The organism is Arthrobacter sp. StoSoilB19 (assembly GCF_019977275.1).
Lineage (GTDB): Bacteria > Actinomycetota > Actinomycetes > Actinomycetales > Micrococcaceae > Arthrobacter.
The window spans coordinates 1,708,632-1,734,298 of sequence record NZ_AP024650.1 but is presented as its reverse complement, the minus strand read 5'-3'; the positions used below and the strand labels follow the sequence as shown (position 1 = coordinate 1,734,298).

At 66.1% G+C, this 25,667-nt stretch carries 22 protein-coding genes; all 22 read right to left on the bottom strand.

All coding sequences use genetic code 11. From position 1 onward, the window contains the following. Positions 1–6: 6 nt before the first annotated feature. Positions 7–3,567: a DNA polymerase III subunit alpha gene (gene dnaE / locus LDO86_RS07990; RefSeq protein WP_018771531.1), complete on the bottom strand. Its 3,561-nt coding sequence runs from the start codon at positions 3,565–3,567 to the stop codon at positions 7–9. Between the two features lie 49 nt (positions 3,568–3,616). Next, positions 3,617–4,543 (bottom strand): RluA family pseudouridine synthase, encoded by a 927-nt coding sequence (locus LDO86_RS07985; protein WP_018771530.1) that lies wholly within the window; start codon positions 4,541–4,543, stop codon positions 3,617–3,619. Continuing rightward, complete coding sequence (gene lspA / locus LDO86_RS07980) at positions 4,536–5,108, bottom strand: signal peptidase II (RefSeq protein ID WP_018771529.1); 573 nt, start codon at positions 5,106–5,108, stop codon at positions 4,536–4,538. Before lspA ends, LDO86_RS07985 begins: the two co-directional genes overlap by 8 nt. 94 nt (positions 5,109–5,202) lie before the next feature. Further along, the gene (locus LDO86_RS07975) at positions 5,203–5,886 is read right to left on the bottom strand and encodes a DivIVA domain-containing protein (RefSeq protein WP_018771528.1); all 684 of its coding nucleotides are present in this window, start codon (positions 5,884–5,886) and stop codon (positions 5,203–5,205) included. 175 nt (positions 5,887–6,061) lie between these two features. After that, positions 6,062–6,349 carry a YggT family protein gene (locus tag LDO86_RS07970; protein WP_018771527.1) on the bottom strand — a complete coding sequence of 96 codons (288 nt, stop codon included), beginning with the start codon at positions 6,347–6,349 and terminating at the stop codon, positions 6,062–6,064. A gap of 134 nt (positions 6,350–6,483) precedes the next feature. Continuing rightward, on the bottom strand, positions 6,484–7,014 hold the full coding sequence (gene sepF, locus LDO86_RS07965) for a cell division protein SepF (RefSeq protein WP_018771526.1): 531 nt from the start codon (positions 7,012–7,014) through the stop codon (positions 6,484–6,486). A gap of 90 nt (positions 7,015–7,104) precedes the next feature. Beyond that, on the bottom strand, positions 7,105–7,857 hold the full coding sequence (locus LDO86_RS07960) for a YggS family pyridoxal phosphate-dependent enzyme (RefSeq protein WP_018771525.1): 753 nt from the start codon (positions 7,855–7,857) through the stop codon (positions 7,105–7,107). Beyond that, entirely contained in the window at positions 7,850–8,539 is a 690-nt protein-coding gene (pgeF, locus tag LDO86_RS07955) for a peptidoglycan editing factor PgeF (protein ID WP_018771524.1), read from the bottom strand. Before pgeF ends, LDO86_RS07960 begins: the two co-directional genes overlap by 8 nt. A gap of 8 nt (positions 8,540–8,547) precedes the next feature. Next, the gene (ftsZ, locus tag LDO86_RS07950; RefSeq protein ID WP_018771523.1) at positions 8,548–9,801 is read right to left on the bottom strand and encodes a cell division protein FtsZ; all 1,254 of its coding nucleotides are present in this window, start codon (positions 9,799–9,801) and stop codon (positions 8,548–8,550) included. 184 nt (positions 9,802–9,985) lie between these two features. Then, positions 9,986–10,780 (bottom strand): FtsQ-type POTRA domain-containing protein, encoded by a 795-nt coding sequence (locus tag LDO86_RS07945; protein WP_018771522.1) that lies wholly within the window; start codon positions 10,778–10,780, stop codon positions 9,986–9,988. Positions 10,781–10,925: 145 nt separating this feature from the next. Next, positions 10,926–12,302, bottom strand: coding sequence for a UDP-N-acetylmuramate--L-alanine ligase (gene murC / locus LDO86_RS07940; RefSeq protein ID WP_018771521.1), 1,377 nt, complete (start codon positions 12,300–12,302; stop codon positions 10,926–10,928). After that, positions 12,299–13,399, bottom strand: coding sequence for an undecaprenyldiphospho-muramoylpentapeptide beta-N-acetylglucosaminyltransferase (murG, locus tag LDO86_RS07935; protein WP_018771520.1), 1,101 nt, complete (start codon positions 13,397–13,399; stop codon positions 12,299–12,301). The genes murC and murG overlap by 4 nt, the downstream gene beginning before the upstream one ends. Before the next feature lie 6 nt (positions 13,400–13,405). Next, positions 13,406–14,740 (bottom strand): putative lipid II flippase FtsW, encoded by a 1,335-nt coding sequence (ftsW, locus tag LDO86_RS07930; protein WP_018771519.1) that lies wholly within the window; start codon positions 14,738–14,740, stop codon positions 13,406–13,408. Between the two features lie 2 nt (positions 14,741–14,742). Beyond that, the gene (gene murD / locus LDO86_RS07925) at positions 14,743–16,320 is read right to left on the bottom strand and encodes a UDP-N-acetylmuramoyl-L-alanine--D-glutamate ligase (protein ID WP_026266110.1); all 1,578 of its coding nucleotides are present in this window, start codon (positions 16,318–16,320) and stop codon (positions 14,743–14,745) included. After that, a complete protein-coding gene (gene mraY, locus LDO86_RS07920; RefSeq protein ID WP_018771517.1) occupies positions 16,302–17,411 on the bottom strand; it encodes a phospho-N-acetylmuramoyl-pentapeptide-transferase in 1,110 nt (369 codons plus the stop codon). The genes murD and mraY overlap by 19 nt, the downstream gene beginning before the upstream one ends. Next, complete coding sequence (gene murF, locus LDO86_RS07915; protein ID WP_018771516.1) at positions 17,408–18,871, bottom strand: UDP-N-acetylmuramoyl-tripeptide--D-alanyl-D-alanine ligase; 1,464 nt, start codon at positions 18,869–18,871, stop codon at positions 17,408–17,410. The genes mraY and murF overlap by 4 nt, the downstream gene beginning before the upstream one ends. A gap of 6 nt (positions 18,872–18,877) precedes the next feature. Further along, positions 18,878–20,509 (bottom strand): UDP-N-acetylmuramoyl-L-alanyl-D-glutamate--2,6-diaminopimelate ligase, encoded by a 1,632-nt coding sequence (locus tag LDO86_RS07910; RefSeq protein ID WP_018771515.1) that lies wholly within the window; start codon positions 20,507–20,509, stop codon positions 18,878–18,880. Positions 20,510–20,605: 96 nt separating this feature from the next. Then, entirely contained in the window at positions 20,606–22,411 is a 1,806-nt protein-coding gene (locus LDO86_RS07905) for a penicillin-binding protein 2 (RefSeq protein ID WP_018771514.1), read from the bottom strand. 48 nt (positions 22,412–22,459) lie between these two features. Next, on the bottom strand, positions 22,460–23,182 hold the full coding sequence (locus LDO86_RS07900; RefSeq protein WP_018771513.1) for a hypothetical protein: 723 nt from the start codon (positions 23,180–23,182) through the stop codon (positions 22,460–22,462). Further along, a complete protein-coding gene (gene rsmH, locus LDO86_RS07895) occupies positions 23,179–24,171 on the bottom strand; it encodes a 16S rRNA (cytosine(1402)-N(4))-methyltransferase RsmH (RefSeq protein WP_018771512.1) in 993 nt (330 codons plus the stop codon). Before rsmH ends, LDO86_RS07900 begins: the two co-directional genes overlap by 4 nt. 167 nt (positions 24,172–24,338) lie before the next feature. Next, entirely contained in the window at positions 24,339–24,767 is a 429-nt protein-coding gene (mraZ, locus tag LDO86_RS07890) for a division/cell wall cluster transcriptional repressor MraZ (protein WP_018763545.1), read from the bottom strand. Positions 24,768–25,110: 343 nt separating this feature from the next. Next, the gene (locus LDO86_RS07885) at positions 25,111–25,482 is read right to left on the bottom strand and encodes a DUF3040 domain-containing protein (RefSeq protein ID WP_018771511.1); all 372 of its coding nucleotides are present in this window, start codon (positions 25,480–25,482) and stop codon (positions 25,111–25,113) included. Positions 25,483–25,667: the final 185 nt, after the last annotated feature.

Sequence of the window (25,667 nt, the reverse complement as noted above, 5' to 3'; positions counted from 1 at the left end):
CCTTTGTCAGGCGTCCAGGCAGGCGGGGCCCAGCAGGACCTTCAGGTCGCCGAACAGCGACGGGCTGGGGTTGACGCGGAGGTGGACCGGCAGGCCCATGATTTCCGTGCGGGTGTCTCCCTGCAGGTGCAGCCGCACCTCCGAATTGCCCCGGTGGGTGCGCAGCACATCGCCCAGCTCGGTGACCACGGCCTCGGTGGCCTTGTGGGTGGGCATGGTGATCACCAGGGGCCCGTTCAGCCCTTCGCTGAGGTCCGGGACGGACAACTCCATGCAGTTCAGGGTGATGGCGCCGTCGTCGCGCTTCTGCAGCCGGCCCTTGACCACCACGATCAGGTCCTCGGCGAGGACGGAGGCGATGGGCCCGTAAACCTGCCCGAAGAACATGACCTCGATCGAGCCGCCCAGGTCTTCGACCTCCGCCCGGGCGTAAGCGTTGCCGCTGGCTTTGGCGATGCGCCGGCTCAGCGACGTGATCATGCCCGCGATGGTGATGATGGCGCCGTCCTGCGGACCGTCCTCGCCCAGGATAGTGGTGATGCTCATCTCGGCGTGCTGGGCCAGAAGTCCCTCGAGGCCCTGCAGCGGGTGGTCCGACACGTAGAGTCCCAGCATGTCCCGCTCGAAGGAGAGCTTGTCCTTCTTCTCCCACTCGGGCAGGTCCGGAATCTCGATGCTCAGGGAGGACGACTCCGAACCCGCTTCCTCGAATCCGGCGAAAAGGTCGAACTGGCCAATGGCCTCGTTGCGCTTGAGGGTGATGACGGAGTCGATCGCCTCTTCATGGATCATTGCCAGGGCACGGCGGTGGTGGCCCAGTGAGTCGAACGCCCCCGACTTGATGAGGGATTCGATGGTCCGCTTGTTGCAGACCACGGCCGGCACCTTCATCAGGTAGTCCTTGAACGAGGTGAAGGCGCCCTCGCTTTCGCGGGCGGCCACCATGGCCTCGACGGCGTTGACGCCCACATTGCGGATGGCACCCATGCCAAAGCGGATGTCGTTCCCCACCGGAGTGAAGTTCAGGGCGGACTCGTTGACGTCCGGCGGAAGGACCGTGATGCCCATGCGCCGGCACTCGTTGAGGTAGATTGCCGATTTGTCCTTGTCATCGCCCACCGAGGTCAGCAGGGCCGCCATGTATTCCGGCGCATAGTGCGCCTTGAGGTACGCGGTCCAGTAGGAGATCACGCCGTACGCGGCGGAGTGCGCCTTGTTGAAGGCGTAGTCGGAGAAGGGCAGCAGGATGTCCCAGAGGGTCTTGACGGCCTCCATGGAGTAGCCGTTGTCCTGCATGCCCTGGGAGAAGCCCGCAAACTGCTTGTCCAGCTCGGACTTCTTCTTCTTGCCCATGGCGCGGCGGAGGATGTCTGCCTGGCCCAGGGAATAGCCTGCCAGCTTCTGGGCCACGGCCATGACCTGCTCCTGGTACACAATCAGGCCATAGGTGCCGCCGAGGATTTCCTTGAGGGGTTCCTCGAGTTCCGGATGGATGGGGATCACTTCCTGGATCCCGTTCTTGCGCAGCGCGTAGTCGGTGTGCGCGTTGGCGCCCATGGGGCCCGGACGGTAGAGCGCCAGGACGGCGGAAATGTCTTCGAAGTTGTCAGGCTTCATGAGCTTGAGCAGCGACCGCATGGGACCGCCATCGAGCTGGAAGACACCCAGGGTGTCACCGCGGGCCAGGAGTTCATAGGACTCGGCATCGTCCAGCTCGAGGTTTTCCAGGTCCAGCTCGATGCCCCGGTTCATCTTGATGTTCTCAAGGGCATCGGAAATGATCGTCAGGTTCCGCAGGCCCAGGAAGTCCATCTTGATCAGGCCAAGGCCCTCGGACGTGGGGTAGTCGAACTGGGTGATCACCTGGCCGTCCTGGAAACGGCGCATGATGGGGATGACGTCGATGATCGGGTCGGAGGACATGATCACGCCGGCCGCGTGCACGCCCCACTGCCGCTTCAGGCCTTCAATGCCCAGTGCCGTCTCGAAAACCTTGGCGGCTTCGGGGTCGGTGGCAATGAGCTGCCGGAAGTCCCCCGCCTCGCTGTAACGCTTGGCTTCCGGGTTCTGGATGTCCGCCAGCGGGATGTCCTTTGCCATCACGGCCGGCGGCAGTGCCTTGGTCAGCTGCTCGCCCATGCTGAAGGGGTAGCCAAGGACACGGGAGGAGTCCTTGAGGGCCTGCTTGGTCTTGATGGTGCCGTACGTGACGATCATGGCCACGCGCTCGTCGCCGTACTTCCGGGTCACATAGTCGATGACCTCGGAACGGCGCCGGTCATCGAAGTCGACGTCGAAGTCGGGCATGGAGACGCGGTCCGGGTTGAGGAACCGTTCGAAGATCAGTCCGTGGCGCAGGGGGTCGAGGTCGGTGATGCGCATGGCGTAGGCCACCATCGAGCCTGCACCCGAACCACGCCCGGGGCCCACCCGGATGCCGTTGTTCTTGGCCCAGTTGATGAAGTCGGCAACCACCAGGAAGTAGCCCGGGAAGCCCATGGAGGTGATGACGCCGAGCTCGTAGTCGGCCTGCTTGCGGACCTCGTCCGGTATGCCGCCCGGGTAACGGTACTTCAGGCCCTTGTCCACTTCCTTGACCAGCCAGGAGGTTTCGTCCTCGCCTGGCGGGCAGGGGAACCGCGGCATGTAGTTGGCATCCGTGTTGAAGGACACCTCGCAGCGCTCGGCGATGAGCAGGGTGTTGTCGCATGCCTCCGGGTGGTCGCGGAAGAGCTCCCGCATCTCCTGGGGAGATTTGAGGTAGTAGCCGCTGCCGGAGAACGCGAACCGCGAACCGCCGTTGTCATAGGTAGGTTCCAGCAGCGTGGAGCCGGACTGGATGGCCAGCAGCGCCTCGTGTGCCTTGGCGTCGTGCTCGTGGGTGTAGTGGAGGTCATTGGTGGCCACCAGCGGCAGGTTCAGGTCCTTGGCCAGCCGCAGCAGGTCACCGGTGACGCGCCGTTCAATGTCCAGCCCGTGGTCCATCAGTTCGCAGAAGTAGTTGTCCGCGCCGAAGATGTCCCGGAATTCGGCCGCTGCTTCCAAGGCTTCGCGGTACTGGCCGAGCCGGAGCCGGGTCTGGACCTCACCGGAGGGGCATCCGGTGGTGGCGATCAGCCCTTCCGAGTAGGTGTTCAGCAGTTCGCGGTCCAGCCGGGGCCACTTGCCGAACACCGAGTCAAGCGAGGCGATGGACGAGGCCCGGAACAGGTTCCGCATGCCCACGTTGTTGTAGCTCAGCAGCGTCATGTGGGTGTAGGACCCACCGCCGGAGACGTCGTCCTTGCGCTGGGATTCGTCGCCCCACCGGACGCGTTCCTTGTCCGTCCGAGCGGTGCCGGGGGTTACGTACGCCTCGACGCCAATGATCGGCTTGATGCCCTTGTCCGTGGCCTTTCGCCAGAAATCGAAGGCACCGAACAGGTAGCCGTGGTCCGTCGTGGCGAGGGCAGGCATGCCCAGGCGCTCGGTTTCGTCGAACAGCTCCCCCAGCCGGGCAGCTCCATCCAGCATGGAATATTCGGTGTGGGTGTGCAGGTGGACAAACGAATCTTTGCTGGAACTCACCGCACCATTCTAAGCGCTGCCGCTTTGCTGCTCCGCCAGGAGGCCCGTGTCAGGCCTGTCCCGATTCGAGTACTTCCAGTGCGTAAGCCAGGTCCTGGGGGTAGTCGCTGGTGACCGTGACGCGCTCCCCCGTCACGGGGTGGTCGAATGACAGTGCGCGGGCGTGCAGCCACTGGCGGGTAAGCCCAAGGGTGGCGGCAAGGCGGGGGTCGGCGCCGTACGTGAGGTCGCCGGCGCAGGGGTGGCGGAGTGCGGAGAAGTGGACCCGGATCTGGTGGGTCCGGCCGGTTTCAAGGTGGACCTCCACGAGGCTGGCCTTGCCGAATGCCTCCAGGACCTCGTAATGGGTTATCGAGGGGCGGCCGTCCTCGATGACGGCAAAACGCCAGTCATGCCCGGGGTGGCGGCCGATGGGGGCGTCGATGGTGCCGGTCAGGGGATCGGGAAGGCCCTGCACCACCGCGTGGTAGACCTTGTCCACCGTGCGCTCCTTGAAGGCCCGTTTGAGGGCTGTGTAGGCCCGCTCGGACTTTGCGACGACCATCACCCCGGAAGTCCCGACGTCGAGGCGGTGGACGATGCCTGCCCGCTCCGGGGCACCCGAGGTGGAGATGCGGTACCCGGCGGCGGCCAGTCCGCCTACCACTGTGGGCCCCACCCACCCGGGTGAGGGGTGGGCCGCCACGCCCACGGGTTTGTCGACAACGACGAAATCGTCGTCGTCGAGCAGGATGTTCAGGCCTTCCACAAATTCCTCCACGACTTCCAGCGGATCACGCCGGTCCGGGACGGTGACATCCAGGATGTCCCCGGCCATGAGTTTCGCCGACTTTCCCAGTGCCTTGCCCCGGTTCAGGACGTGGCCGTCCGCCAGCAGTGACGCGGCCACCGAGCGGGATACCCCCAAAAGGCCTGCCAGCCCGGCGTCCGCCCGCGTCCCGCCGTATTCGTCAGCCACCACAATGCGCTCAGTCATGGGCGGTCTTTTCCTTGTGCGCGTTTCCCAGCCGCATTCCGTCCAGCGCGATTCCCCGGATGGTCAGGATGCAGATGATGGTGACGGCCGAGACGACGGCCGAGTCGGCGATGTTGAAAATGGCGAAATTGGGCAGTTGGATGAAGTCCACTACATGCCCCATGCCGAAGGACGGTTCCCGGAAGAGCCGGTCGGTGAGGTTGCCCAAGGCCCCGCCAAGCAGCAGGCCCAAAGCAAGGGACCACCAGGCGGAACCCAGTCTGCGCACCTGGAAAAGGATGGCGACAGCCACTGCGGCCATGATGATGGAGAACACCCACGTGACATTCTCACCGATGGAAAACGCCGCGCCTGAATTCCGGATGAAGTACCAGTGCAGGAGGGGCGGCAGGACAGGAATCCGCTCCCCTTCCACCATGGTGGAAGTCACCCAGAGTTTGGTCAGCTGGTCCAGGACGTAGGCGAAAACCGCGAACCCGACGAACAGGGACAGCAGCACTGCCCGGCGCGGGCGCGAAGAGGGTGGGACGGGGCGTGCCGCATCCGCAGCGAGTTCGTCAGTCATGGTGCTTTCAATTTCGTGGTGCTGGGTCTCAATGCCAAAAGCCGGCGGCCGAGGAATCCTCAGCCACCGGCTTTCAGAATACGTGCTGCCAGACTTAGTTGGCTTCGCTGACTTCCGGGGTCGCTACGGAGCCGCGGGCATCCAGGTCGCGGAGCTGGCCCTCGATGTAGGCCTTCAGGCGTGAACGGTAGTCGCGTTCGAAGCCACGGAGCTGCTCCACCTTGCGTTCCAGGACGGAGCGCTGCTGCTCCAGCGCGCCGAGGATCTTGCGGGACTTCTCCTGGGCGTCGTTGACGAGGCTGCTGGCTTCGATCTGCGCTTCGGCGATGATCTTGTCCTTCTGGGCCTGGCCGTCGGCGACGTGGCGGTCGTGCATCTGCTGCGCCATGGCCAGCAGGCCGGCAGCGGATTCAGCGGAAGGAGTGGCCACGCCTGCAGAGGCGGCCGGTGCGGCGGCAGCCGGGGCAGCCGGCTGGATGTCCTTCTTCTTGGCTTCGGCAGCCTTCGCCTCGGCCTCAGCCTTTTCACGGGCCTCGTCCTTGTCGGCCTTGACCGGCGCGGGGACCTTCTCCACCACGGGGGCGGCAGCTGAGCTGGCCGGAACACTCGAACCTGCTTCGGCGAGCTTCTTGCGGAGCTCGTCGTTTTCCTGGTTCAGGCGGCGGAGTTCAACGACGATTTCGTCCAGGAAGTCGTCAACCTCGTCCTGGTCATAGCCCTCGCGGAACTTGGTGGGCTGAAAGCGCTTGTTGACAACGTCTTCTGGCGTCAAAGCCATCTGGTCACCTCACTGGTCTGGTTAGTCAGTAGGCCTTCCGGCCGTCAAAACTACGGTACCTAAATTTGGTCTGCTTACTCTAATTCAACACTGCGGTGTCAAACGCGAGGTTTCTTCGCTTTACACTAGCTGTTCCCGGGGGAACACCTTGCATTGCCCGGCCCTGGTGGGTAAATCAGGCCAGTCCCCTGGTGACGCTCATCGCAATGCTGACGCCAATGAACAGGATCAGGAAGCCCAGGTCCAGGGAGACGCCGCCGAGCCGGAGCGGCGGGATCATGCGCCGCAGGCCCTTCAGCGGCGGGTCGGTAATGGAATACACGGCGTGCGCCACCACCAGAGCCGCGCCCCGGGGCCGCCAGTCCCTGGCAAACATCTGCACCCAGTCGAACACCAGGCGGATGATGAGGGCGACAAAGAACAGCAGCAGGGCGAGATAGAGAAGTCCGAAAACAATTCCCATGACTTATTTCATATCTCCATGTTCGTGCGGCCCATCCATCGTGGCGGCCGGGATCGTACTGCCGGTGTCTTGTCTATTTCAGCACAGATGCCAGACAGGTGTCCCTGCCTGGCATCTGTGTGCAGCCTCTGCGCTCAGCTTTGGTTGAAAAAACTGGCCTGCGTATCGCTGGCCTTCTTGTCGTCACCGATCACTTCAACGTAGGACGGTGAGAGCAGGAACACCTTGTTGGTCACCCGCTCAATGCTTCCCCTCAGGCCAAAGACAAGTCCGGCCGAGAAGTCCACCAGGCGCTTGGCATCGGCCTCACCCATGTCCGTGACGTTCATGATCACCGGAATCCCGTCCCGGAAACTCTCACCGATGAGCTTGGCATCGTTGTAGGAGCGCGGGTGGATGGTAGTGATCTGGCGAAGTCCAGTGTTCTCTTCGCGGCTGGAAGCCGCACGCTTAATGGGGGTCACAGGGGCGCGGTATTCCTCTTCAGGGGCGTAGGACGCCTCGCGGCTGACTTCGCGGACCGGCGCCGGAGCGCGGCGTTCCTCGCGGTCAACTTCCATCGGTTCGTCCTCATCCTTACGTGTGGTCGTTTGCTCGGGCTCGTAATGCTCATCGCCGTCGGCGAGCCCAAGATAGATCATTGTCTTGCGCAGAGCGCCGGCCATGGTCGACTCCTAATCGTGTCCCGTAAGCGGGCCGCCCAATGATTTGACAGCACTGGAGTCCCCCGCCCATCACTTCCAATAGCTCCGACGCTACCCCACGGCGGGACGGGAACCGAGAACATCCGAACCGATTCGCAGGTGTGTCGCCCCGAACTTGATGGCCGCCTCCAGGTCCTGGCTCATGCCTGCCGATATGGCAGTGGCGGAGGGGTAGTCCGCAGCCAGCCGGGCGGAAATTCCCGCGAGCTGTTCGAACGCCGGCTCAGGTGGCGCGCCCAGCGGGGCAACTGCCATCACGCCGGCCAGGTTCAGGCCTTCCGACCCGGCGATCCGTTCTGCCAGGAGTGGCACGTCGGTGGGGTCCGCACCGCCGCGGTGCGTGCCGCCGTCGTGCTCAAGGCTGACCTGGATGAAGCAGTCCAGGGGTGCCCGCCCGGTGGCGTCCATTTCGTGGCGAACCGCCTTGGCCAGCGCCTCCACGAGCTGGGGCCGGTCTACGGAATGGACGGCGGAGGCATAGCGGGCCACGGACTTGGCCTTCTTGGTCTGCAGTTGGCCAACGAAATGCCACGTCAGGTCCAGGTCTGCCAGCTCGAGGGCTTTGGCGGCAGCCTCCTGGTCCCGGTTCTCGCCCACATCCGTAACTCCAAGGGCGGCCAGGCGCCGGATATCGTCCGCGGGGTGGAACTTCGTGACCACGATCAGGGAGGGCAGCCTGTCCCCGCGGCCGGCGCCCGCAGCCGCGGCTGCGATGCGCTTCCGTACGGCGGCAAGCCGTTCCGCAAGTTCGGCACTGCGCGAGTCATCCGCACTGCCGTGCCCGGTACCTGCAACCTCAGTCATGGCACCAGACCAACCCGGCAAAACGGCCGGTATTGCGGTCGCGGCGGTACGAATAGAGCGTTTCCGTCTCAAGGGTGCAGCCCCCTGCGTATTCCACGCCCACGCCCGCACCCTCGAGCTGGCTGCGCGCACCGGCAGGAAGGTCCAGGGCAGGTGTCCCCCAGGACGTGGTGCTCCGGGCGGCGGGGACCACGGCAGCCACCTCATCCCGCAGTGCTGCAGGAACCTCGTAGCAGGACCCGCAGATTGAGGGTCCCAGCCAGGCCCGGATCCGTGACGCGCCAAGGGACTGCATGCTGTCCACGGCGGCAGGAAGGACACCGTTTGCGATGCCCGGGCGGCCGGCGTGCACCGCGGCAATCACGGGCCCGGCCGCGGACTCCCCGGCAAGCAGCACCGGAATGCAGTCCGCAACCATGACGGCCAGCGGAAGTCCGCGGGACACCATGGCGTCGGCTTCAGGGCCGGGAGACTCCGCTTCCATCAGCGCCACGCTGGTCCCGTGGACCTGGTTCATGAAGCGGAGCGCCCGGGGCGCGACTCCGATGGACCGCTCCAGGCGTGCCCTGCGCTCCAGGACGGCAGCGGGATCGTCTCCTACATGCAGGGCAAGGTTTCCCGCATGCACGTCGGTGAATGCGGCCGACACCCCGGGGAGGATGTCGGCGCGCCAGTGAAACAAACCGGTGCCTACTTCAGGAAGTCGGGGACATCCAGGTCATCCGGGTGGGTGCCGGTCAGGTCCGGCTCCACGACGGAGGGCAGGTCGACGTCGAAGCCCGAGTCAGCGGGGACGGCAGCGGGGCGCTGCTGCCCCCAGTTGCTGAGTCCCGCGGCACCAACACCGGCATGGATCGGCTGGACGTTCTGCTGGTGGTTTCCGTTGCCCTGGTGGTTTCCGTTTTGGGGGTGGGCAGAGGCGGGCGCCGCGGCAGGGGCAGCGGGCCGCTGCGGGGCGGTCTGCGGCTGGGACTGGTCCATGGAGGGCGAGGTGGCCTTGACGTCGTCGAATCCGGCAGCGATGACCGTGACGCGTGCTTCATCGCCCAGGGCATCGTCGATGACGGCGCCGAAGATGATGTTGGCCTCGGGGTGGGCCACTTCCTGGACCAGCCGCGCGGCCTCGTTGATTTCGAACAGGCCAAGGTCCGAGCCGCCCTGGATGGACAGCAGGACGCCGTGGGCGCCGTCGATGGACGCTTCCAGCAGCGGCGAGGCGATGGCCAGTTCGGCCGCCTTGACGGCGCGGTCTTCGCCACGGGCGGAACCGATGCCCATGAGGGCCGAGCCGGCACCCTGCATGACGGACTTGACGTCGGCGAAGTCCAGGTTGATCAGGCCGGGCGTGGTGATGAGGTCGGTGATGCCCTGGACACCGGACAGCAGGACCTGGTCCGCGGAGCGGAAGGCGTCGAGCACGGACACGTTGCGGTCGCTGATGGACAGCAAACGGTCGTTGGGGATCACGATCAGGGTATCCACCTCGTCGCGCAGGGCGTCGATGCCGGCCTCGGCGGAACCGGCACGGCGGCGGCCCTCGAAGGTGAACGGGCGGGTGACCACGCCGATGGTCAGGGCGCCGAGCGAGCGGGCAATGCGGGCGACGACGGGCGCGCCGCCGGTACCGGTGCCGCCGCCTTCACCGGCGGTGACGAAGACCATGTCGGCGCCGCGCAGGACTTCCTCGATCTCGTCCGCGTGGTCCTCGGCGGCCTGCTTGCCCACCTCGGGATTGGCGCCGGCGCCCAGGCCCCGGGTCAGTTCCCGTCCGACGTCGAGCTTCACGTCGGCGTCGCTCATGAGCAGGGCCTGGGCGTCGGTGTTGATGGCGATGAATTCAACACCCCTGAGGCCGACCTCGATCATGCGGTTGACTGCGTTCACGCCACCGCCGCCGATGCCGACGACTTTGATGACGGCCAAGTAATTCTGCGGAGCTGCCACGTTACGTGTCCCTTGTTCGTGTCTTATTGCGAAAACTGATGGAGAGCTTGAAGCCTGCAACCTTAACCTTCGAGTTGAAGGTTATAGTTATGTCAAGTAACTCTTGTCTGTGACGGTATTTCCTCTGGTTCCCACATTCAATAACCGGGTCCGCGTGTCGGATTAATACCGGGAAAGAAAGCGCTCAGCGCGTCACGGGGTGCCGGGGCACACTGACATCGTAGACCCTGACCGGATTCTTGGGATCGGCCGGAGCCTTGAGGAGGGCGGCCAGGACCTTGGCCTTGAGTTCCTTCTCGGAGGCGTTGCCCCACACGATGGTCTGGCCGTCCACCAGCTTGAGTTCAACGGCGTCCACGGACTGCGCGGACGCGTTCGAGAGCTTCGCCAGTACGTCGGCCGGCAGGGCCCCCAGGACGGCGGCGGTGGCGCGGAACAGGTCCTGGCCGATCGCGCCGGCGCCGCCGTCGATCACCGGCAGCGACGCCGACGCCGGATCGTCCGTGGTTGCCAGCTGGACGCCGTCGACGTCCACCAGCTGGTACTGCTCCCCCTGCTTGACCAGCGCCACGGGCACCCGCTCGTGCACTGCGACGGCGAGGGTGGACGGCGGCCGTGCCTCGACGGACACGGACTTGACCTGGATCAGGTTGTCCAGGAGCCTGCGGACGTCGTCGTCACTGATCTGCGGCAGCGGCTTGCCGCGCAGGGGCTCCAGCGCAGCCTGCACCTGGGCCGGGGTGAGAAGCCGCGTGCCTGTCACCGAGACGTTCTGCAGGGCAAGGACCGGCGAGTAGACGGCTCCGGCCAGCAGCCCGGCCACCAGAACCAGCACCGTTCCCACGGCGAGGAGGATCTTCTTCCGGCGGCGCCGGCCTTTGGGCTCAGGGAACGCAAGGACTGTCGCGCCGGAGGCCTGCTGTTCCTTGGCCGGATTGGAGGGCGCCTGGTCCGGGACGCTGCGGGACGCGGTAATCACGTCGCCGCTGCCACCGGCTGCGGGGGTCGGGGAAGATGCGGCCCCATTGGGGGCATTGTCACCTGCGTTGTTCGCGGCAGTTTTCCCGGAGCCGGGATCGGGCCGCCTGTTCCGGGCGGCCGGGGCGTAGGTGGGGCGTCGGGAGCTAGGCACTCAGCGCCTCCACAATTTTCGGGCCGTAGGCTGTGACGTCGCCGGCGCCCACGGTAAGGACAACGTCCCCGTCCGCAGCGGCCCGTGCCAGGGTGCCTACGGCGTCGTCGGCCGTGACCAGCCGACCGCCCTCCGTGAGGTGGTCCGCGATGAGCTGGCTCGTGACGCCCGGGATCGGGTCTTCCCTCGCCGGGTAGATGTCCAGGACCAGGGCGGTATCGGCCAGGTTCAGGGCATCGGCGAACTCTGCCGCGAATTCACGGGTCCGGGAAAACAGGTGCGGCTGGAACAGGACATGGACCTTGTGGCCGCCTGCCACCGAGCGGGCTGCGGTGAGGGCGGCGCGAACCTCCGTGGGGTGGTGGGCGTAGTCGTCGAATACCCGCACGCCCCGTGCCCCACCTTTGAGCTCAAAGCGGCGGGACGCGCCGGAGAAGCGGGCCAGGCCGGCGGCCGCGGCTGCCGCGTCCACCCCGAGCTCGAGGGCCACCGCAAAGGCGGCTGCGGCGTTCAGCGCGTTGTGCCGTCCGGGCACCTGCAATGACAAAGGCAACCGCGCACCGCCGGCGGATATGGCAACCTGCCCCGGGCCGCCGTCGTCCAGCCTGACGTCCGCCGCATCACCGGTGCCGTACAGGACCACCCGTGTGTTGCCCCGCGCCCGGGTCCGCTCCGCCAGGGCCAGGGCTCCGGCGTCGTCGGCGCAGGCCACCAGGAGGCCGTCAGCGGGCAACAGGGCCGTGAAGCGGTCGAACGACTCGTAGACGGCTTCAGCGGTGCCGTAGTAATCAAGGTGGTCAGGTTCCACGTTGGTGACGACGGCGATGCGGGGCCGGTAGTTCAGGAAGGAGCCGTCGGATTCATCAGCCTCGGCAACGAAGATCCCGGACGTACCATGCGCAGCGTTCACGCCGAGTGCAGGGATGTTGGCGCCGACGGCAAAGGACGGATCCAGGCCCGCCGCGCGGAGCAGCACCGTCACCATCGAGGTGGTGGTGGACTTGCCGTGTGTTCCAGCGACCGTTACCACGGTGTCGTCGCCCATGGTGGCTGCCAGGGCCTGGGACCGGTGCAGCACGGGCAGTCCCGCCTTCCGCGCCGCGGCGAGCTCGGGGTTGTCCCCGCGGATGGCCGAGCCCGCAACCACGGTCTGCGCGTCGGCCAGGTTTCCGGCGGAGTAGCCGACGGCGATGCGCGCCCCGGCCGCGGCGAGGTCGGCCATGACGGGCAGGTCCTTCGCATCGGATCCGCTGACCGGGACTCCGCGCGCCACCATGATGCGGGCCACGGCGGACATGCCGACTCCCCCGATGCCGATGAAGTGCACCTTTCCCAGGGATTCCAGCCGGGGGGTGTTGTGGGGGCTCATGCAGATACCGCTTCCAGGACAAGACCAGCCATGCGCTGGTCGGCATTTCGGATTCCGAGCCGGTAGGACTTGGCTTCCATTTCGGCCAGCCGTGCTTTATCGGTGACCAGCGGGATCAGCTCCCGGGCAACCCATTCCGGAGTGAAGTCACGGTCGGCCACCAGCACTGCTCCGCCTGCGGCGACCAGGCCGGCCGCGTTCAGCGCCTGTTCCCCGTTTCCGATGGGCAGCGGCACCAGGACTGCCGGGACGCCGACTGCGGCCACTTCGCTCACCGTTGCCGCTCCCGACCGGGCCAGGAGAAGGTCGGCCGCGGCATAGGCAAGCTCCATGCCGTCGATGTACTCCACCTGCCGGTAGCCATCCGCAGCGAGGGGTTGGCCCGTTTGGTCCAGGACTGTCTTGCCGCGGCCGGTGATGTGGAGGGTCTGGATACCGGCGTCCGCAAGGTGGCCAACGGCGGCGGCGATTGTCCGGTTGATGCTCTGGGCGCCGGAGGAACCGCCGGTGACGATCAGGGTTGGCTGCTGGGGATCGAGCCCCAGCGCCTCGCGTGCGGCGGTGCGGGCGCTCTTCCGGTCCAGGCCGGAAATCTCCTTCCGCATGGGCATGCCCACGTGCACGGCATTGGGCAGCGGGGTGCCCTCGAAGGCCACGGCAACCCGGCCCTTCAGGAAGGCCCCCACACGGTTGGCCAGTCCCGGACGGGCGTTGGCTTCATGGATCACCACGGGGATCCGGCGCTTCCGCGCCGCCAGGTACATCGGCGTGCACACGTAACCGCCTACGCCCACCAGGACATCGGCCTGCGCCCGGTCCAGGATGGCGCCGGCCTGGCGGACTGCGCCGGCCAGCCTGGCCGGCAGGCGGAGCAGGTCTGCGGAGGGCTTGCGCGGAAGCGGCACGCGGTCGATCGTGGCCAGCTGCACGCCGGCGGCCGGAACCAGCCGGGTTTCCATGCCTGAGGGCGTACCAACCGCCAGGATGGCGGCATCCGGGGCTTCGCTCCGGAGGGCGGCGGCGATGGCGAGCAGCGGGCTGATATGGCCCGCCGTTCCGCCGCCGGCCAGGACAATGGAAGGGTGTGTCGCACTCATTTGGGGTCAGGCACGCTTTCTGGAATTCTTTGGTTGGTTCTGTTTCCGCCCTGGCCGGGCCTTGAACTTCAGCATCCGTTTGGGCCGCATGGCCGGAGCCATCTGCTCCCGCGCCAGCGAGAGGACAACGCCCACGGCGCACAGTGACATCAGCAGCGCCGAGCCACCGTAGGAAATGAACGGCAGCGGCACGCCGATGACGGGCATCAAACCCGTGACCACGGACATGTTCACGGTTGCCTGGCCCAGCAGCCAGACCATGATGGTGCCGGCCAGGACCCGGTGGAACATGTCCTCCTGTGCCACCACCACGCGGTAGATGGCGGCACCCAGGATGGCAAAAAGGACCAGGACGACGACGGTCCCCACCAGGCCGAGTTCCTCGCCGATGATGGCGAAGATGAAGTCGTTGTGGGCTTCGGGGATCCAGCTGTACTTTTGCCGGCTCTGCCCCAGGCCCACACCCAGCCAGCCGCCGGAGGCAAGGCCGTACATGCCGTTGGTGGCCTGGTAGTTGGCGTCGATGCCGTCGGCGCAGGACTGGCCGGTCCACCACGAGGTGATGCGGCACATGCGGTTGGAGCTGGTGATGGCCATGACAGCGGTGCCGGCAGCAGCGATGATGCCGGCGATGCCGAAGAGGTAAAGCGGAACACCTGCGAAGAACAGTGCGGCGGCCATGATCATCATGATGATCATGGCGGTGCCGAGGTCGTTGCCCACCAGGATCAGCACGATGACGATGGCTGCCATGGGCACTGCGGGGACCAGCACGTGCTGCCACCGGCTGAGCAGTTTGCCCTTCCGGGCCAGCACCGTTGCCAGCCACAGGGCAAGGGCGAGTTTGGCCGCTTCGGAAGGCTGGAAGGTGATCCCGCCCAGGTCGATCCAGTTCCGGTTGCCGTTGACCTCGTCTCCCACCACCTGCACCAGGCCCAGGAGCAGCACGGCAACACCCACGGCGGGCCATGCGAGGCGTTTCAGCCAGACGACGTTGATCCGCGAGAGCACGAACATGGTGAAGATGCCGATCGCTGCGAAGATCCCCTGTTTCAGGGCGTCCCCGTAGGGGGACTTGCCGGCAGCGATGGACTCAACGCTGGAGGCGGAGAGGACCATCATGATCCCGATAGCCGTCAACGCAAGCGTGGCGCCGAGGATGAGGTAGTACGTGGAGCCGTTCCGGGACGTGCCTGTCCCCTCCAGCGCCGACCAGAACCGGCGGTAGAGGGTCCGCAGCTTCGCGCCCGCCGCAGCAGGCTGCCGGGTGGCCGTGGAGCCGGGGCGTGGCTTGCCACCCTGCGGCTTGCCACCCTTCGGCCGGGTGGGCGTGCTGACCATCGTTACTCCTCGCCGGTCTGGGCCTTCCCTTCCACCAGCTCGCGGACAGCGTCGATGAAAGTACCACCACGGTGAGCGTAGGAAGAGAACTGATCCATGGAAGCAGCTGCCGGCGCCATCAGCACGGTGTCGCCGGATTCGGCGAGCCGTGCCGCTGACGCAACGGCCCGGGACATCACCTGTTCTCCGTTGCCGGTGGAACCGGCGGAAGTGCCACCGGGCGCCGGAGCAGTCTGCACTCCTTCAGTCTCGCCTGCCCCCGGCTCGATCACCGGGACATCGGGCGCGTGTCGCCGGAGGGCCTCCCGGAGCTGGGAGGAGTCCGTTCCGATCAGTACCACGGCCTTGAGCCGGGCTGCGTGGTCCCTCACCAGGTCGTCGTAGCTCACGCCCTTGGAGAGGCCGCCGGCGATCCAGACCACGTTGCTGAAGGCCGACAGGGATGCGGACGCCGCATGCGGGTTGGTGGCTTTGGAGTCGTTGACCCAAAGGACGCCGTTCAGGCGGGCTACAGGCTGGATCCGGTGGTCGCCCGGGACATAGTCCAGGATGCCTTGGCGGACAGCCTTGGCGTCCACACCGTACGCGCGCACGAGGCCGGCGGCGGCCAGGGCATTGGCAACCATGTGGCGCGGAGCCAGCGGACCAAGGTCGGTCATTGAGGCCAGCTCGGCAGCGCTGTTCCTGCGTTCCTCAATGAACGCCCGGTCCACCAGTAGTCCTTCCACCACTCCGAGCATGCTGACCGCGGGAGTGACCGTCGTGAAGCCCACAGCGCGGCAACCCTCCACCACATCCGCGTTTTCCACCATGCGTTCGGTTTCCACCTGCTCCGCGTTATAGATGCAGGCCTTTTGGGTTCGCTCGTAGACCTTCGCCTTGTCGGCGAGATACGAGTCGTAGGAACCGTGCCAGTCCACGTGGTCTTCGGCCACATTGAGGCAGACGCTGGCTACCGGCGACACGGATTCCGCCCAGTGCAGCTGGAAACTGGAGAGTTCGACGGCGAAGACGTCGTACTCCACGGGGTCCCGCAGGGCATCGAGGATAGGGGTGCCGACGTTTCCCACCGCGATCGCCTTGAGCCCGGCGGCACGCAGCATCGATTCGGTGAGTCCAACCGTGGTGGTCTTGCCGTTGGTGCCCGTGATGGCAAGCCAGTCGGCCGTCTTCCGGCCTTCCCGGGTGCGCACCCGCCAGGCTAGTTCGACGTCGCCCCAGACGGGAATGTGTGCCCGGGCCGCGGCAGCCAGCAGGGCCTGGTCCGGGCGCCATCCGGGTGACGTCACGATCAGTTCGGGTAGTTCGCCGTCGATGCGGGGTATGTGGGTGACGGCGTCCGGTCCCAGCAGCACGTCGGCGGCGCCCACGATCTTCAGGGTGTCGGCATGGGCCCGGGCCGTGTCGCTGGTGGCAGCATCCACCACCACCACGCGTGCACCGAGTTCGATCAGCGTGTCTGCGGCGGCGAAGCCGGATACTCCGATGCCGGTCACGACCACGCGGAGGCCGGCCCAGTCTGAGTCCCAGGAGACAAGATTTGCCAGGCGGGGGGAAACGGTCACAGCAGAACAACCCATTCAGCGTAGAAGATGCCAAGCCCGACAGCGACGAAGAGGCCGCCCAGGATCCAGAACCGGACCACGACGGTGACTTCGGCCCACCCCTTCAGCTCGAAGTGGTGCTGCAGCGGCGCCATCTTGAACACGCGCTTTCCGCCGGTGGCTTTGAAGTAGCCCACCTGGATGATGACGGACAGGGTGATCAGCACGAAGAGGCCGCCCACAATGCCGAGCAGGAGCTCGGTCCGGGAAAGGATGGCAAAGCCGGCCACCGCTCCGCCAATAGCCAATGACCCGGTGTCGCCCATGAAGATCTTGGCCGGCGAGGTGTTCCACCACAGGAAGCCCACCAGGGCGGCGCTCAGGATCGCCGCCAGCAGGGCCAGATCAAGGGGATCCCGGACCAGGTAGCAGCCACTGCCGGCTTCCCGGGGCGAGCCGCAGGCCTGGTTGCTCTGCCATATGCCCATGAGGGTATATGCACCGAACACCATGATCGAGGCTCCAGCGGCAAGGCCATCCAGGCCGTCCGTGAGGTTCACGCCATTGGTGGCGGCGGTGACGATCAGGTTGGACCAGATGACGAACAGGATGGCGCCGAGGACGGTTCCGCCGAAGGCGAGGTCGAGCCATGGCAGGTCGCGGACCAGCGAAATCTTCGTTGACGCCGGCGTCAGGCCCGCGCTGTTGGGGAAGTTCAACGCCAGGATGGCGAAGATGATGCCGACGGCTCCCTGGAGGATGAGCTTCGCCTTGGCGTTGAGGCCCAGGCTCCGCTGCCGCGAGATCTTGATGAAGTCGTCCAGGAATCCCACCAGGCCCATTCCGACCATGAGGAACAGCAGGATCAGTGCCGAAGCGGACGGCCCGGGCGAATCCGGGTTCATCATCAGCATGATGAGGTGCGTTAGCCCGTAGCTCAGCAGTACCGCGGCTACGACGACGGTTCCGCCCATGGTGGGCGTTCCACGCTTGGTGTGGTGCGACGTCGGGCCGTCGTCGCGGATGAACTGGCCGTAGCCGCGGTGCACCAGGAGGCGGATGAAAAGGGGGGTGCCCACCAGGGCGAAGAGCAGGGCCAGGCCTGCGCCGATCAGCAGAGCAATCACAGCAGAGTGCTCCTTTCGTCGGCAGGGGTCGGGGTTGGGGGTAATGCTATCCGATCGCCCAAATGGCGAAGCCCCACACTGTTGGAGGACTTGAACAGCACCAGGTCACCCGGCTGGAGTTCGGTGTCCAGGATGTCGTGGGCCTCCTCCACGGTTTCGGCAAAGAGGCATTCGTCGCCCCAGGACCCTTCCTGCACGGCGGAGACGTAGAGCGCCCGCGCCTCCCGGCCCACCACCAGCAGCCTGGAAATGTTGAGGCGCACCACTTGGGTGCCCACGGCGGTGTGCTCGCGGATGGAGTCATCCCCCAGTTCCAGCATGGCTCCGAGGACCGCCCAGGTGCGGCGGCCGCGGCCAAGGTCGGCCAGCGTGCGGAGGGCTGCGCGCATCGATTCGGGGTTGGCGTTGTAGGCGTCGTTGATCACGGTGACGCCGTCCGGCCGCTCCGTGCGTTCCATGCGCCAGCGGCTGGCGGCGGCCTGGCTGCTCAGCGAAGCTGCGATGTGGTCTGCCGGTACTCCGGCGGCCCATGCGGCAGCCGCGGCTGCCAGCAGGTTTCCAGTGTGGTGCGCTCCGATAAGCCGGCTGGCCACGTGGCGGGGAGCACCGCCGTCGGGCAGCTGCAGGTCGAATTCTGGGCTGCCGCCGGCGTCGGTGTCGGCATTCAGGGCCTGCACCTGGGCGTCCCGGTGTCCGTCGGCGGAGAAGCCGAGGACCTTGGCCGGGGTACGGCTGCGCATGGCGGCGACGCGTTCATCGTCGAGATTGATGATGGCGGTGCCGGCGGCGGAAAGGCCCTCAACCATCTCGCCCTTCGCCTGCGCTATGTTTTCCACGCCCCCGAACTCGCCGGCATGTGCTGTTCCGACTGCCAGGACCACTCCGATGTCCGGCTTGACCATCTCCGCGAGGTAGCGGATGTGGCCGATGCCCGTGGCTCCCATCTCGATGACAAGGTAGCGGGTGTCGGTGTCCGCCCGGAATACGGTCAGCGGAACGCCCACCTCACCGTTGTAGGAGCCCTGCGGCGCCACGGTGTTGCCCTGTCCGGCCAGGATGCCGGCCAGCAGGTCCTTGGTGGTGGTCTTGCCGGCCGAACCGGTGATCCCCACGACGGTAAGCTGCTCCCCCCCTTCTGAGCGGGCGGAGCGGATCCGCCGGACGGCTTCGGCGGCAAGGGCGCCCATTGCCAGGACTGCATCCTCAACCACGACGGCCGGGTAGGCAGTGCCTTCCGGCGCCTCGACGGTGCGCTCGACGAGTGCCAGGACGGCGCCCGCTGCAAAGGCTGCGTCGATGAAGTCGTGGCCGTCGGCGTTCTCGCCCGGCTTTGCGACGTACAGCGAACCGGGGGTGGCTTCGCGTGAATCCGTCACCACCGAGAGGGGCGTAATTCCGGGATCGGCGTCCAGGCGCCCGCTGGTGATTTCGGCGATTTCCGCCGCAGTAAATGCAATCATCTCGGTCTAGGACTCTATCCGGTCGTCGTGGAGAACGTTGAATCCCCTGGCTGTCAAGGCGCTGCGCAGCTCCACCCTGTCGTCCAGGGCGAGGTTCACACCCTTCACTTCCTGCCAGACCTCGTGGCCGCGGCCTGCCACCAGGATGGTGTCCTGCGGCCGCGCCAACGCTGCGGCGTGCCGGATGGCCTCGTCCCGCGGAAAGACCTCAAGGATGTCAGCCTGCAGGGATTCCTTTTCCACGGCCTCCCGGGCACCGCCGAGCACGTCAGCCCGGATGGCTGCTGCGTCTTCGTCGTGCGGGTCGTCATCGGTGATGATCACGGTGTCAGCAAGCCGGGCGGCAATGGCTCCCATGGCCGGCCGCTTGCCCTGGTCCCGCTGGCCTGTGGCGCCGAAGACAACGATCAGGCGGGAGTCCGGTTCCGGCGAGCGGACTGCCTCCAGGGCCCGCGCCAGGGCGTCGGTGTTGTGCGCGAAGTCCACCACGGCGGCGGGCTGCTCGGCGACCAGCTGCATCCGTCCCGGCACGGCCACGGTGAACGGGTCGCTGCTGTCCAGGGCGGCCTGGAGGTCGGGGACTTCCACCCCGGACGTGAGCACCATGAGCGTCGCCAGGGCCGCGTTGGCAACGTTGAAACTGCCGGGCAAACCGGTGTGGATGTTCAGGACGGCGCCGGCCGGCCCGGTCAGGGTGAAGTCGGTACCGAGCCCGCGCGGCGAGGCAGCGCTGACCGTCCAGTCCGCGGCGGCCTGGCCGCTGGTGCTGAGCGTGGTGACGGGCACCTGGGTGGTGGCGGCCAGGCGCCGTCCCCACTCGTCGTCGACCGTCACCACGGCAGCCCTGGCGCGCCCCGGTGTGAAGAGTTCGGCTTTGGTGGCGAAGTAGCCGTCCATGGTGTGGTGCAGGTCCAGGTGGTCCTGGGTGAGGTTGGTGAATCCGGCGACGTCGAAGAGCAGGCCATCCACCCGCTGGTACGAGATGGCGTGGGAGGACACCTCCATGGCTGCGGTGTCGAGCCCGCGTTCGTGCATGAGGGCGAGGAGCCCGTGGACTTCGGGCGATTCCGGCGTGGTGAGGAGGCTGGGGATCGGCTCTGCGCCGGCCAGGATCTCGATGGTGCCGATCAGGCCCGGCTGGCGGCCCAGTGCACGCAGCAGGGAGGTGATGAAGTAGGTGGTGGTGGTCTTCCCGTTGGTCCCGGTGACGCCGAAAAGCTGCAGCGGGCGGCCGTCGCCGGACTGGCTCCGGTAAATCATGGCGGAGAGGGGGCCCACCTCGTTGCGCGGATTGTCGAGGACGAGCACGGGCACGGGCGTGTCCGCGGACAGGGCAAGCAGGCGCGCCCCGGCCTCGTCCGTGAGGACGGCGGCAGCTCCGGCCCCGATGGCATCCGTGGCGAAGTCAGCCCCGTGCCTGCTTGCCCCGGGGAGGGCCACATACAGGTCGCCGGGCTCCACGGTGCGTGAGTTGATCGAGATGCCAGTGATTTCCACGTCGGCGGCGGGGGCGGGGACGGCTACGCCAACGGCCTGTCCGACGGCGGCCAGCGGCACGGCCGCTACGGCTGCAGGCCGGAAGCGGCCCGGCGTGTCGTCCCGGGCCGTGTCGTTGCCGGGCGTGGTGAACTCTGACAAGGGGATCTCCGATGGTGCTAGTGCGTGCCCGGCATGGTTCGCGCCGGGCACTGTGATGCGCTGGATGCTGCTGGTACTTCCGGCGTGGCGCAGCTGCTACTTGGCGTACTGAGGCATTCTGGCCGGCTGGCCGGTGGAAGGCTGGACGTTGTAGGTCCGCAGCGTCTGGCTCATGACGGACCGGAACACCGGTCCGTTGGTGATGCCGTAGATGCTGCCCTTCGGCCGCTGGAGCACCACCTCCACAATAAACCGCGGATCATCCATCGGCGCCATTCCCACGATGGAGGCCGTGTACCCGCAGTAGCCGGACTTGCCGTCGTCGCACGGTGATTCGGACGTGCCGGTCTTGGCCCCAACGCGGTAGCCGTCGATCCCGGCGTCCTTGATTTCGCCTTCGGTGACAGCGCTTTCAAGGATGTCCTGGACCTGTTGGGCCGTGCTTTCGGAGACAATCTGCCGCGACGGCTGGGCCGGCACTTTCTCCTCGGCGCCGTCGGGGGAAATGTAGGAATCGATCAGCCGCGGCTGCAGCATGACGCCGTTGTTCGCGATGCTCTGGTAGGCACGGACTGTCTGGAGGGTGGACTGCGAAACGCCCTGCCCGAACAGGACGGTGTACTGCTGGCGTCCGTCCCATTGGTCCGCCGGCGTGAGGATGCCCGATGCCGTGGCGGGAAGTCCGATGTCCGGTGCCTCGCCGATGCCGAACTTCTTCAGCCAGTCGTAGCGTTGTTCCTTGCTGAGCCGCTGTCCGGCCATAACCGTTCCGGTGTTCATGGAGTAACCGATGATGCCGGCCAGTGTCCGTTCCTCGGTGCCATGGGCAAACGCGTCGCTGAAGGTCTGGCCGTCCACGGTGTAGGTGGGTGGAATAGTGAAATGGTCCAGGGGGCTGGCGAGTCCCTCGTCGATGACGGCTGCAGCCGTCATCATCTTCTCCACCGAGCCGGGCTCATAGGCGGCCGTCACGGAACGGACGCCGCGGTCCTTGGCCGCCACCAGCCCCGGGTTGTTGGGGTCCGGGGAGTTGGTATCAGCCAGGGCCAGGAGGTTCCCGGTCTTGGCGTCCATCACAATGATGACGCCCCATTCGGCACTGAGTTTGTCCGCCTGGCTCTGGATGGCCTGCTGGGCAAAGTACTGAAGATCGGAATTGAGCGTGAGTTTGACGTCCTTGCCGTTTTGCGGTGGGGTCAGCTCGTCAAGACCCACCGGGATGCGGAGCCCGTCGGCACCGATCTCGAACAGGCGCTTGCCGTCTTTGCCCTTGAGCTGGTCGTCCTGCGTCTGCTCGATGCCTGCCTGGCCCGTGGTGCCGTCCTGGAGGAAGCCCACAACTCCCCCGGCCACGGCGCCGTTGGGGTAGACGCGTTTGCTGACGCCCTCGGCCACGATGCCGGGCACCTGGAGCTTGGAGATGCGGTCCTCGACGTCGGGCTTTACGTCCTTGGCCACAATGTAATAGGGCTGTTCCCCTGTCACTGCGTCACGGACCGCGTTTGAGTCCATGCCCAATGCCGCGGCAAGTTCTGAGATCGCCTGGTCGCGGCTGACGTCCACCAGTTTGTCGTGGCCGTCGGCCTGGGGCTCGAGGCGTTTGTAGGCGTCCGTTTTGGTGTTGACGCGCTGGTCCACCACGATGTTGTACCGGATCACGCTGTTGGCAAGAACAGTGCCGCGTGAGTCCAGGATGCTGCCGCGCTCGGCCGGAAGGATCGCCGAGGTCATCCGGCTGTTCAGTGCCGCTTCGGCCATGCCGCCGACGTCAAGCCCCTGGACCAGGAAGAGCTTCCCGCCCACCACCAGCAGGAGCGTGAGCATGACGCCCAGTCCCAGTCGCAAGCGCTTGGTGGCGTTGGGTTCCTTGCTTTTTCCTGCTTTGCCGGTCGTCTCCGCCACCGTGATATTCCTTGCTGCTCGACGCTGCTGCCTGACCTGCCTGCTGGCCTACTGTCCGGGGACCTTCTGCTGGGGCGCCGGAACAGAGCCGCCGTGAAGCTCGGGCGCCGGAGTTGCCGCGGCAGCCGCAGCCGCAGCGGCAGCCTGCGCGGCAGCGGCAGCCTGCGCGGCAGCGGCCTGGGCAGCAGGGGCCTGGGCAGCGCCGGCGGAGGGAGCGGCGGCAGGAGCCTTGCCGGTTTCTGCCGTCCTGGCCTTGTCCGCCGTGTCACCCTTGGACGCAGGCGGCACAATAAGCTGTCCGGCCACCGCCGGCGATGGGATAACGGCTCCCGCTGCTGCGCCCTTGACCGCAGGCGTGGCCTTTCCTGTCACTGACAGCGTGGACAGGTCGATCTGGCCTTTGACGGTGGAGGCCACCATTCCCAGTTCGGTGGCCTTGGCCGCCAGGTTCTGCGGGGCCTCGAAGTTCTGCACCTGCTGGGTGAGGTCCTGGTTCGTCTTGGTCAGCGTGCTCTGCTTGGCACGCAGTTCCACCAGCTGGTACTGGGCGGTGGACACCGAGATATTCAGGACCAGCACCGCCATCAACGCCACTGCGAGCATGGCAAAGCAAAGGACGACGAACGGCGCCCGGCGTTTCCGCGGCGCAGTGCGGACCACGGAAAGCGGGGTGCGGCCCTTCCGTCCACCGGCGGGGTCGGCCGCGCGCCGGGTGTCGGCCGCCGAACTGCCTGAGACAACGGGAAAGTTCTTGACGGCGGCGGTGCTCATGCAGCTCTCCTGGCTCTGATTCGTTCTGCCGCGCGGAGCCTGGCGGAGGCAGCGCGCGGATTTTCGGCGATTTCGACGGCGGTGGGCACCTCGGTGCCTTTGGTCAGGGTCTTGAGTTCGGGCTTGTGTTCTTCCAGCTCAACGGGGAAGCCAAGGGGAGCGGAAGACTTGGAGCGGGCCTGGAGAACGCCTTTGACGATTTTGTCCTCCAGGGAGTGGTAGGACATGACCACGATGCGGCCCCCGATAGCCAGGGAGGCCACGGCGGCGGGGACGGCACGCTCCAGGACGTCGAGTTCCTCGTTGACCTCGATCCTGAGGGCCTGAAAGGTCCGCTTGGCAGGATGTCCACCGGACTTCGCTGCAGAAGCGGGAACCACGGAACGGATCTGCTCCACCAGTTCGCCGGTGGTGGTGAACGGTTTGATGGCCCGTGCCGCGACGATCCTGTTGGCAATCCGTCCGGCGAACTTTTCCTCGCCCCATTTGCGGATAATCCGGACCAGGTCCTCTTCGCTGTAGGTATTGACCACGTCCGCCGCGGTCTGGCCCCGGCTGGTGTCCATGCGCATGTCCAGGGGCGCGTCAAATGAGTAGGCGAAACCGCGTTCACGCTCATCCAGCTGCAGGGAGGAAACACCCAGGTCCATCAGGATCCCGTGCACTTCAGCCACACCGAGGTCCTCCAGGACGTCCTGGATCTCGTCGTACACCGCGTGGACCAGGTCGATCCGGGCGGCGAACGGAGCCAGCCGCTCCCCCGCCAGGGAGAGTGCTTCCTCGTCACGGTCAATGCCGATGAGGTGGAGGTCGGGAAACCGCTGGAGCATCGCCTCGGAATGACCGCCCATGCCAAGGGTGGCGTCCACCGCGATGGGGGTCTCGCCGCGGAGCCTTGCTGCTTCGAATCCCGGTGCCAACAAATTGATGCACCGGTCGCGAAGGACCGGCACATGGCGTTCGGACGTGGGCTTGGGTTGATCGGTCATGCCTGGTCCTTTCCCGCCGTCGTTGTCACCTGCTGCTTCTGGGACCAGATCCCCATCCGTGCCTACCGTTCCGCCCGCCTGGCTCCGGGGAAGGTGAGCCAGGTTGGCAGCCGGTGGGCCGGCTGGAGATCTCATCCAAGAAGCCACCTGCCGCCCCGCTCCGGAATTCAGAGAATGCCCGGAATGGGATCGTCAGTTTCGGAAAAGGCTGTTTCCTTCTCCGCAAGGTATTCATTCCAAGCCTGGGCGTCCCAGATCTCGGCGCGGGTACCGGCGCCGATGACGGCAAGTTCCCTTCCGAGTCCTGCATACTCCCGGAGCGCCGGTGGAATGGTCACGCGCCCCTGCTTGTCAGGTACCTCGTCAGAGGCTCCAGAGAGAAATACGCGGATATAGTCACGTGCCTGCTTGGAGGAGATTGGCGCCTCCCGCATTTGCTCGTGGACCCGTGCAAATTCCTTCTCGCTGAAGACGTAGATGCAACGTTCCTGGCCCCTCGTGAGCACCAGGCCGCTGGCAAGCTCCTCGCGGAACTTGGCGGGGAGAATGATCCGTCCCTTTTCATCCAGACGCGGCGAGTGTGTGCCCAGAAACACTGGCCCACCGCCTGTCCGTAGTCAGGAACTGCACATCCCCTAATGTTGCAACCACCCTCTTATGTCCTCCACATTACTCCACTTTCCACCACAGTCAACGCGAAACTGCCATGTGAGCAGGTAATTTATGGGAAATGGTCCTTGAAATGGCGCGGAATCCAGGCCGTGGTGGAAAGTGGAGGACTTTTTGCTCCGGGCGGGGCGAACCGGAGTCCCAGGGCCGCCCGGACGGCGGAATTGCCGTTAAACACGAAAAGACCCGCCGCAGCGGGTCTTTTCGTGCAGTCCCCCTCCTCGAGGGGGAGAGAAATGGAGGAGCCTGGTACCCGGAGGTCCCGGCTGTTTAGGGTTCACCCCTGCGGCGCTCGTCCCAGCGCTCTTCGAGGTTGCTCATGAAAGAACTGCGCTGCTTGCCCGGTTTTCCGCCGCCGGCCTTTGACGCGGCCGTCCCGCGGGAACTGCGCATGGTGGCGAAGTACACCCCACCGCCCATCACCACGAAGCCCAGGACGCCGACAAAGATGTTCTGGAGGGTGACCCCCACCAGTAGCAGGAAGACGCCGGCAAGTGCGCAAAGGACCCCAATAACCACATGCCTCGTGGACCAGGAACGTCCCGGGTCCGAACCCATTGAGTTCGCGAACTTCGGGTCGTCCTCGTGAAGCTGCTTCTCAAGCTGCTCAAGCAGCTTCTGTTCGTGCTCCGACAGCGGCATCACGACCTCCTTTTGTAGGCCAACGTCCGGGCTGATCCCAGCCACTACTTCTACTTCCCTTGAAACGCCTGCTGTTGCTGGAAAGTTCCCGCCTGGCCGACAGTGGCCAGAACAGGAACGCAGCACGCGTACGCGGGAGCGGGAGCATGTCCAAGAGGGTCCGGCAGTAAGTCCATTCACTCGAA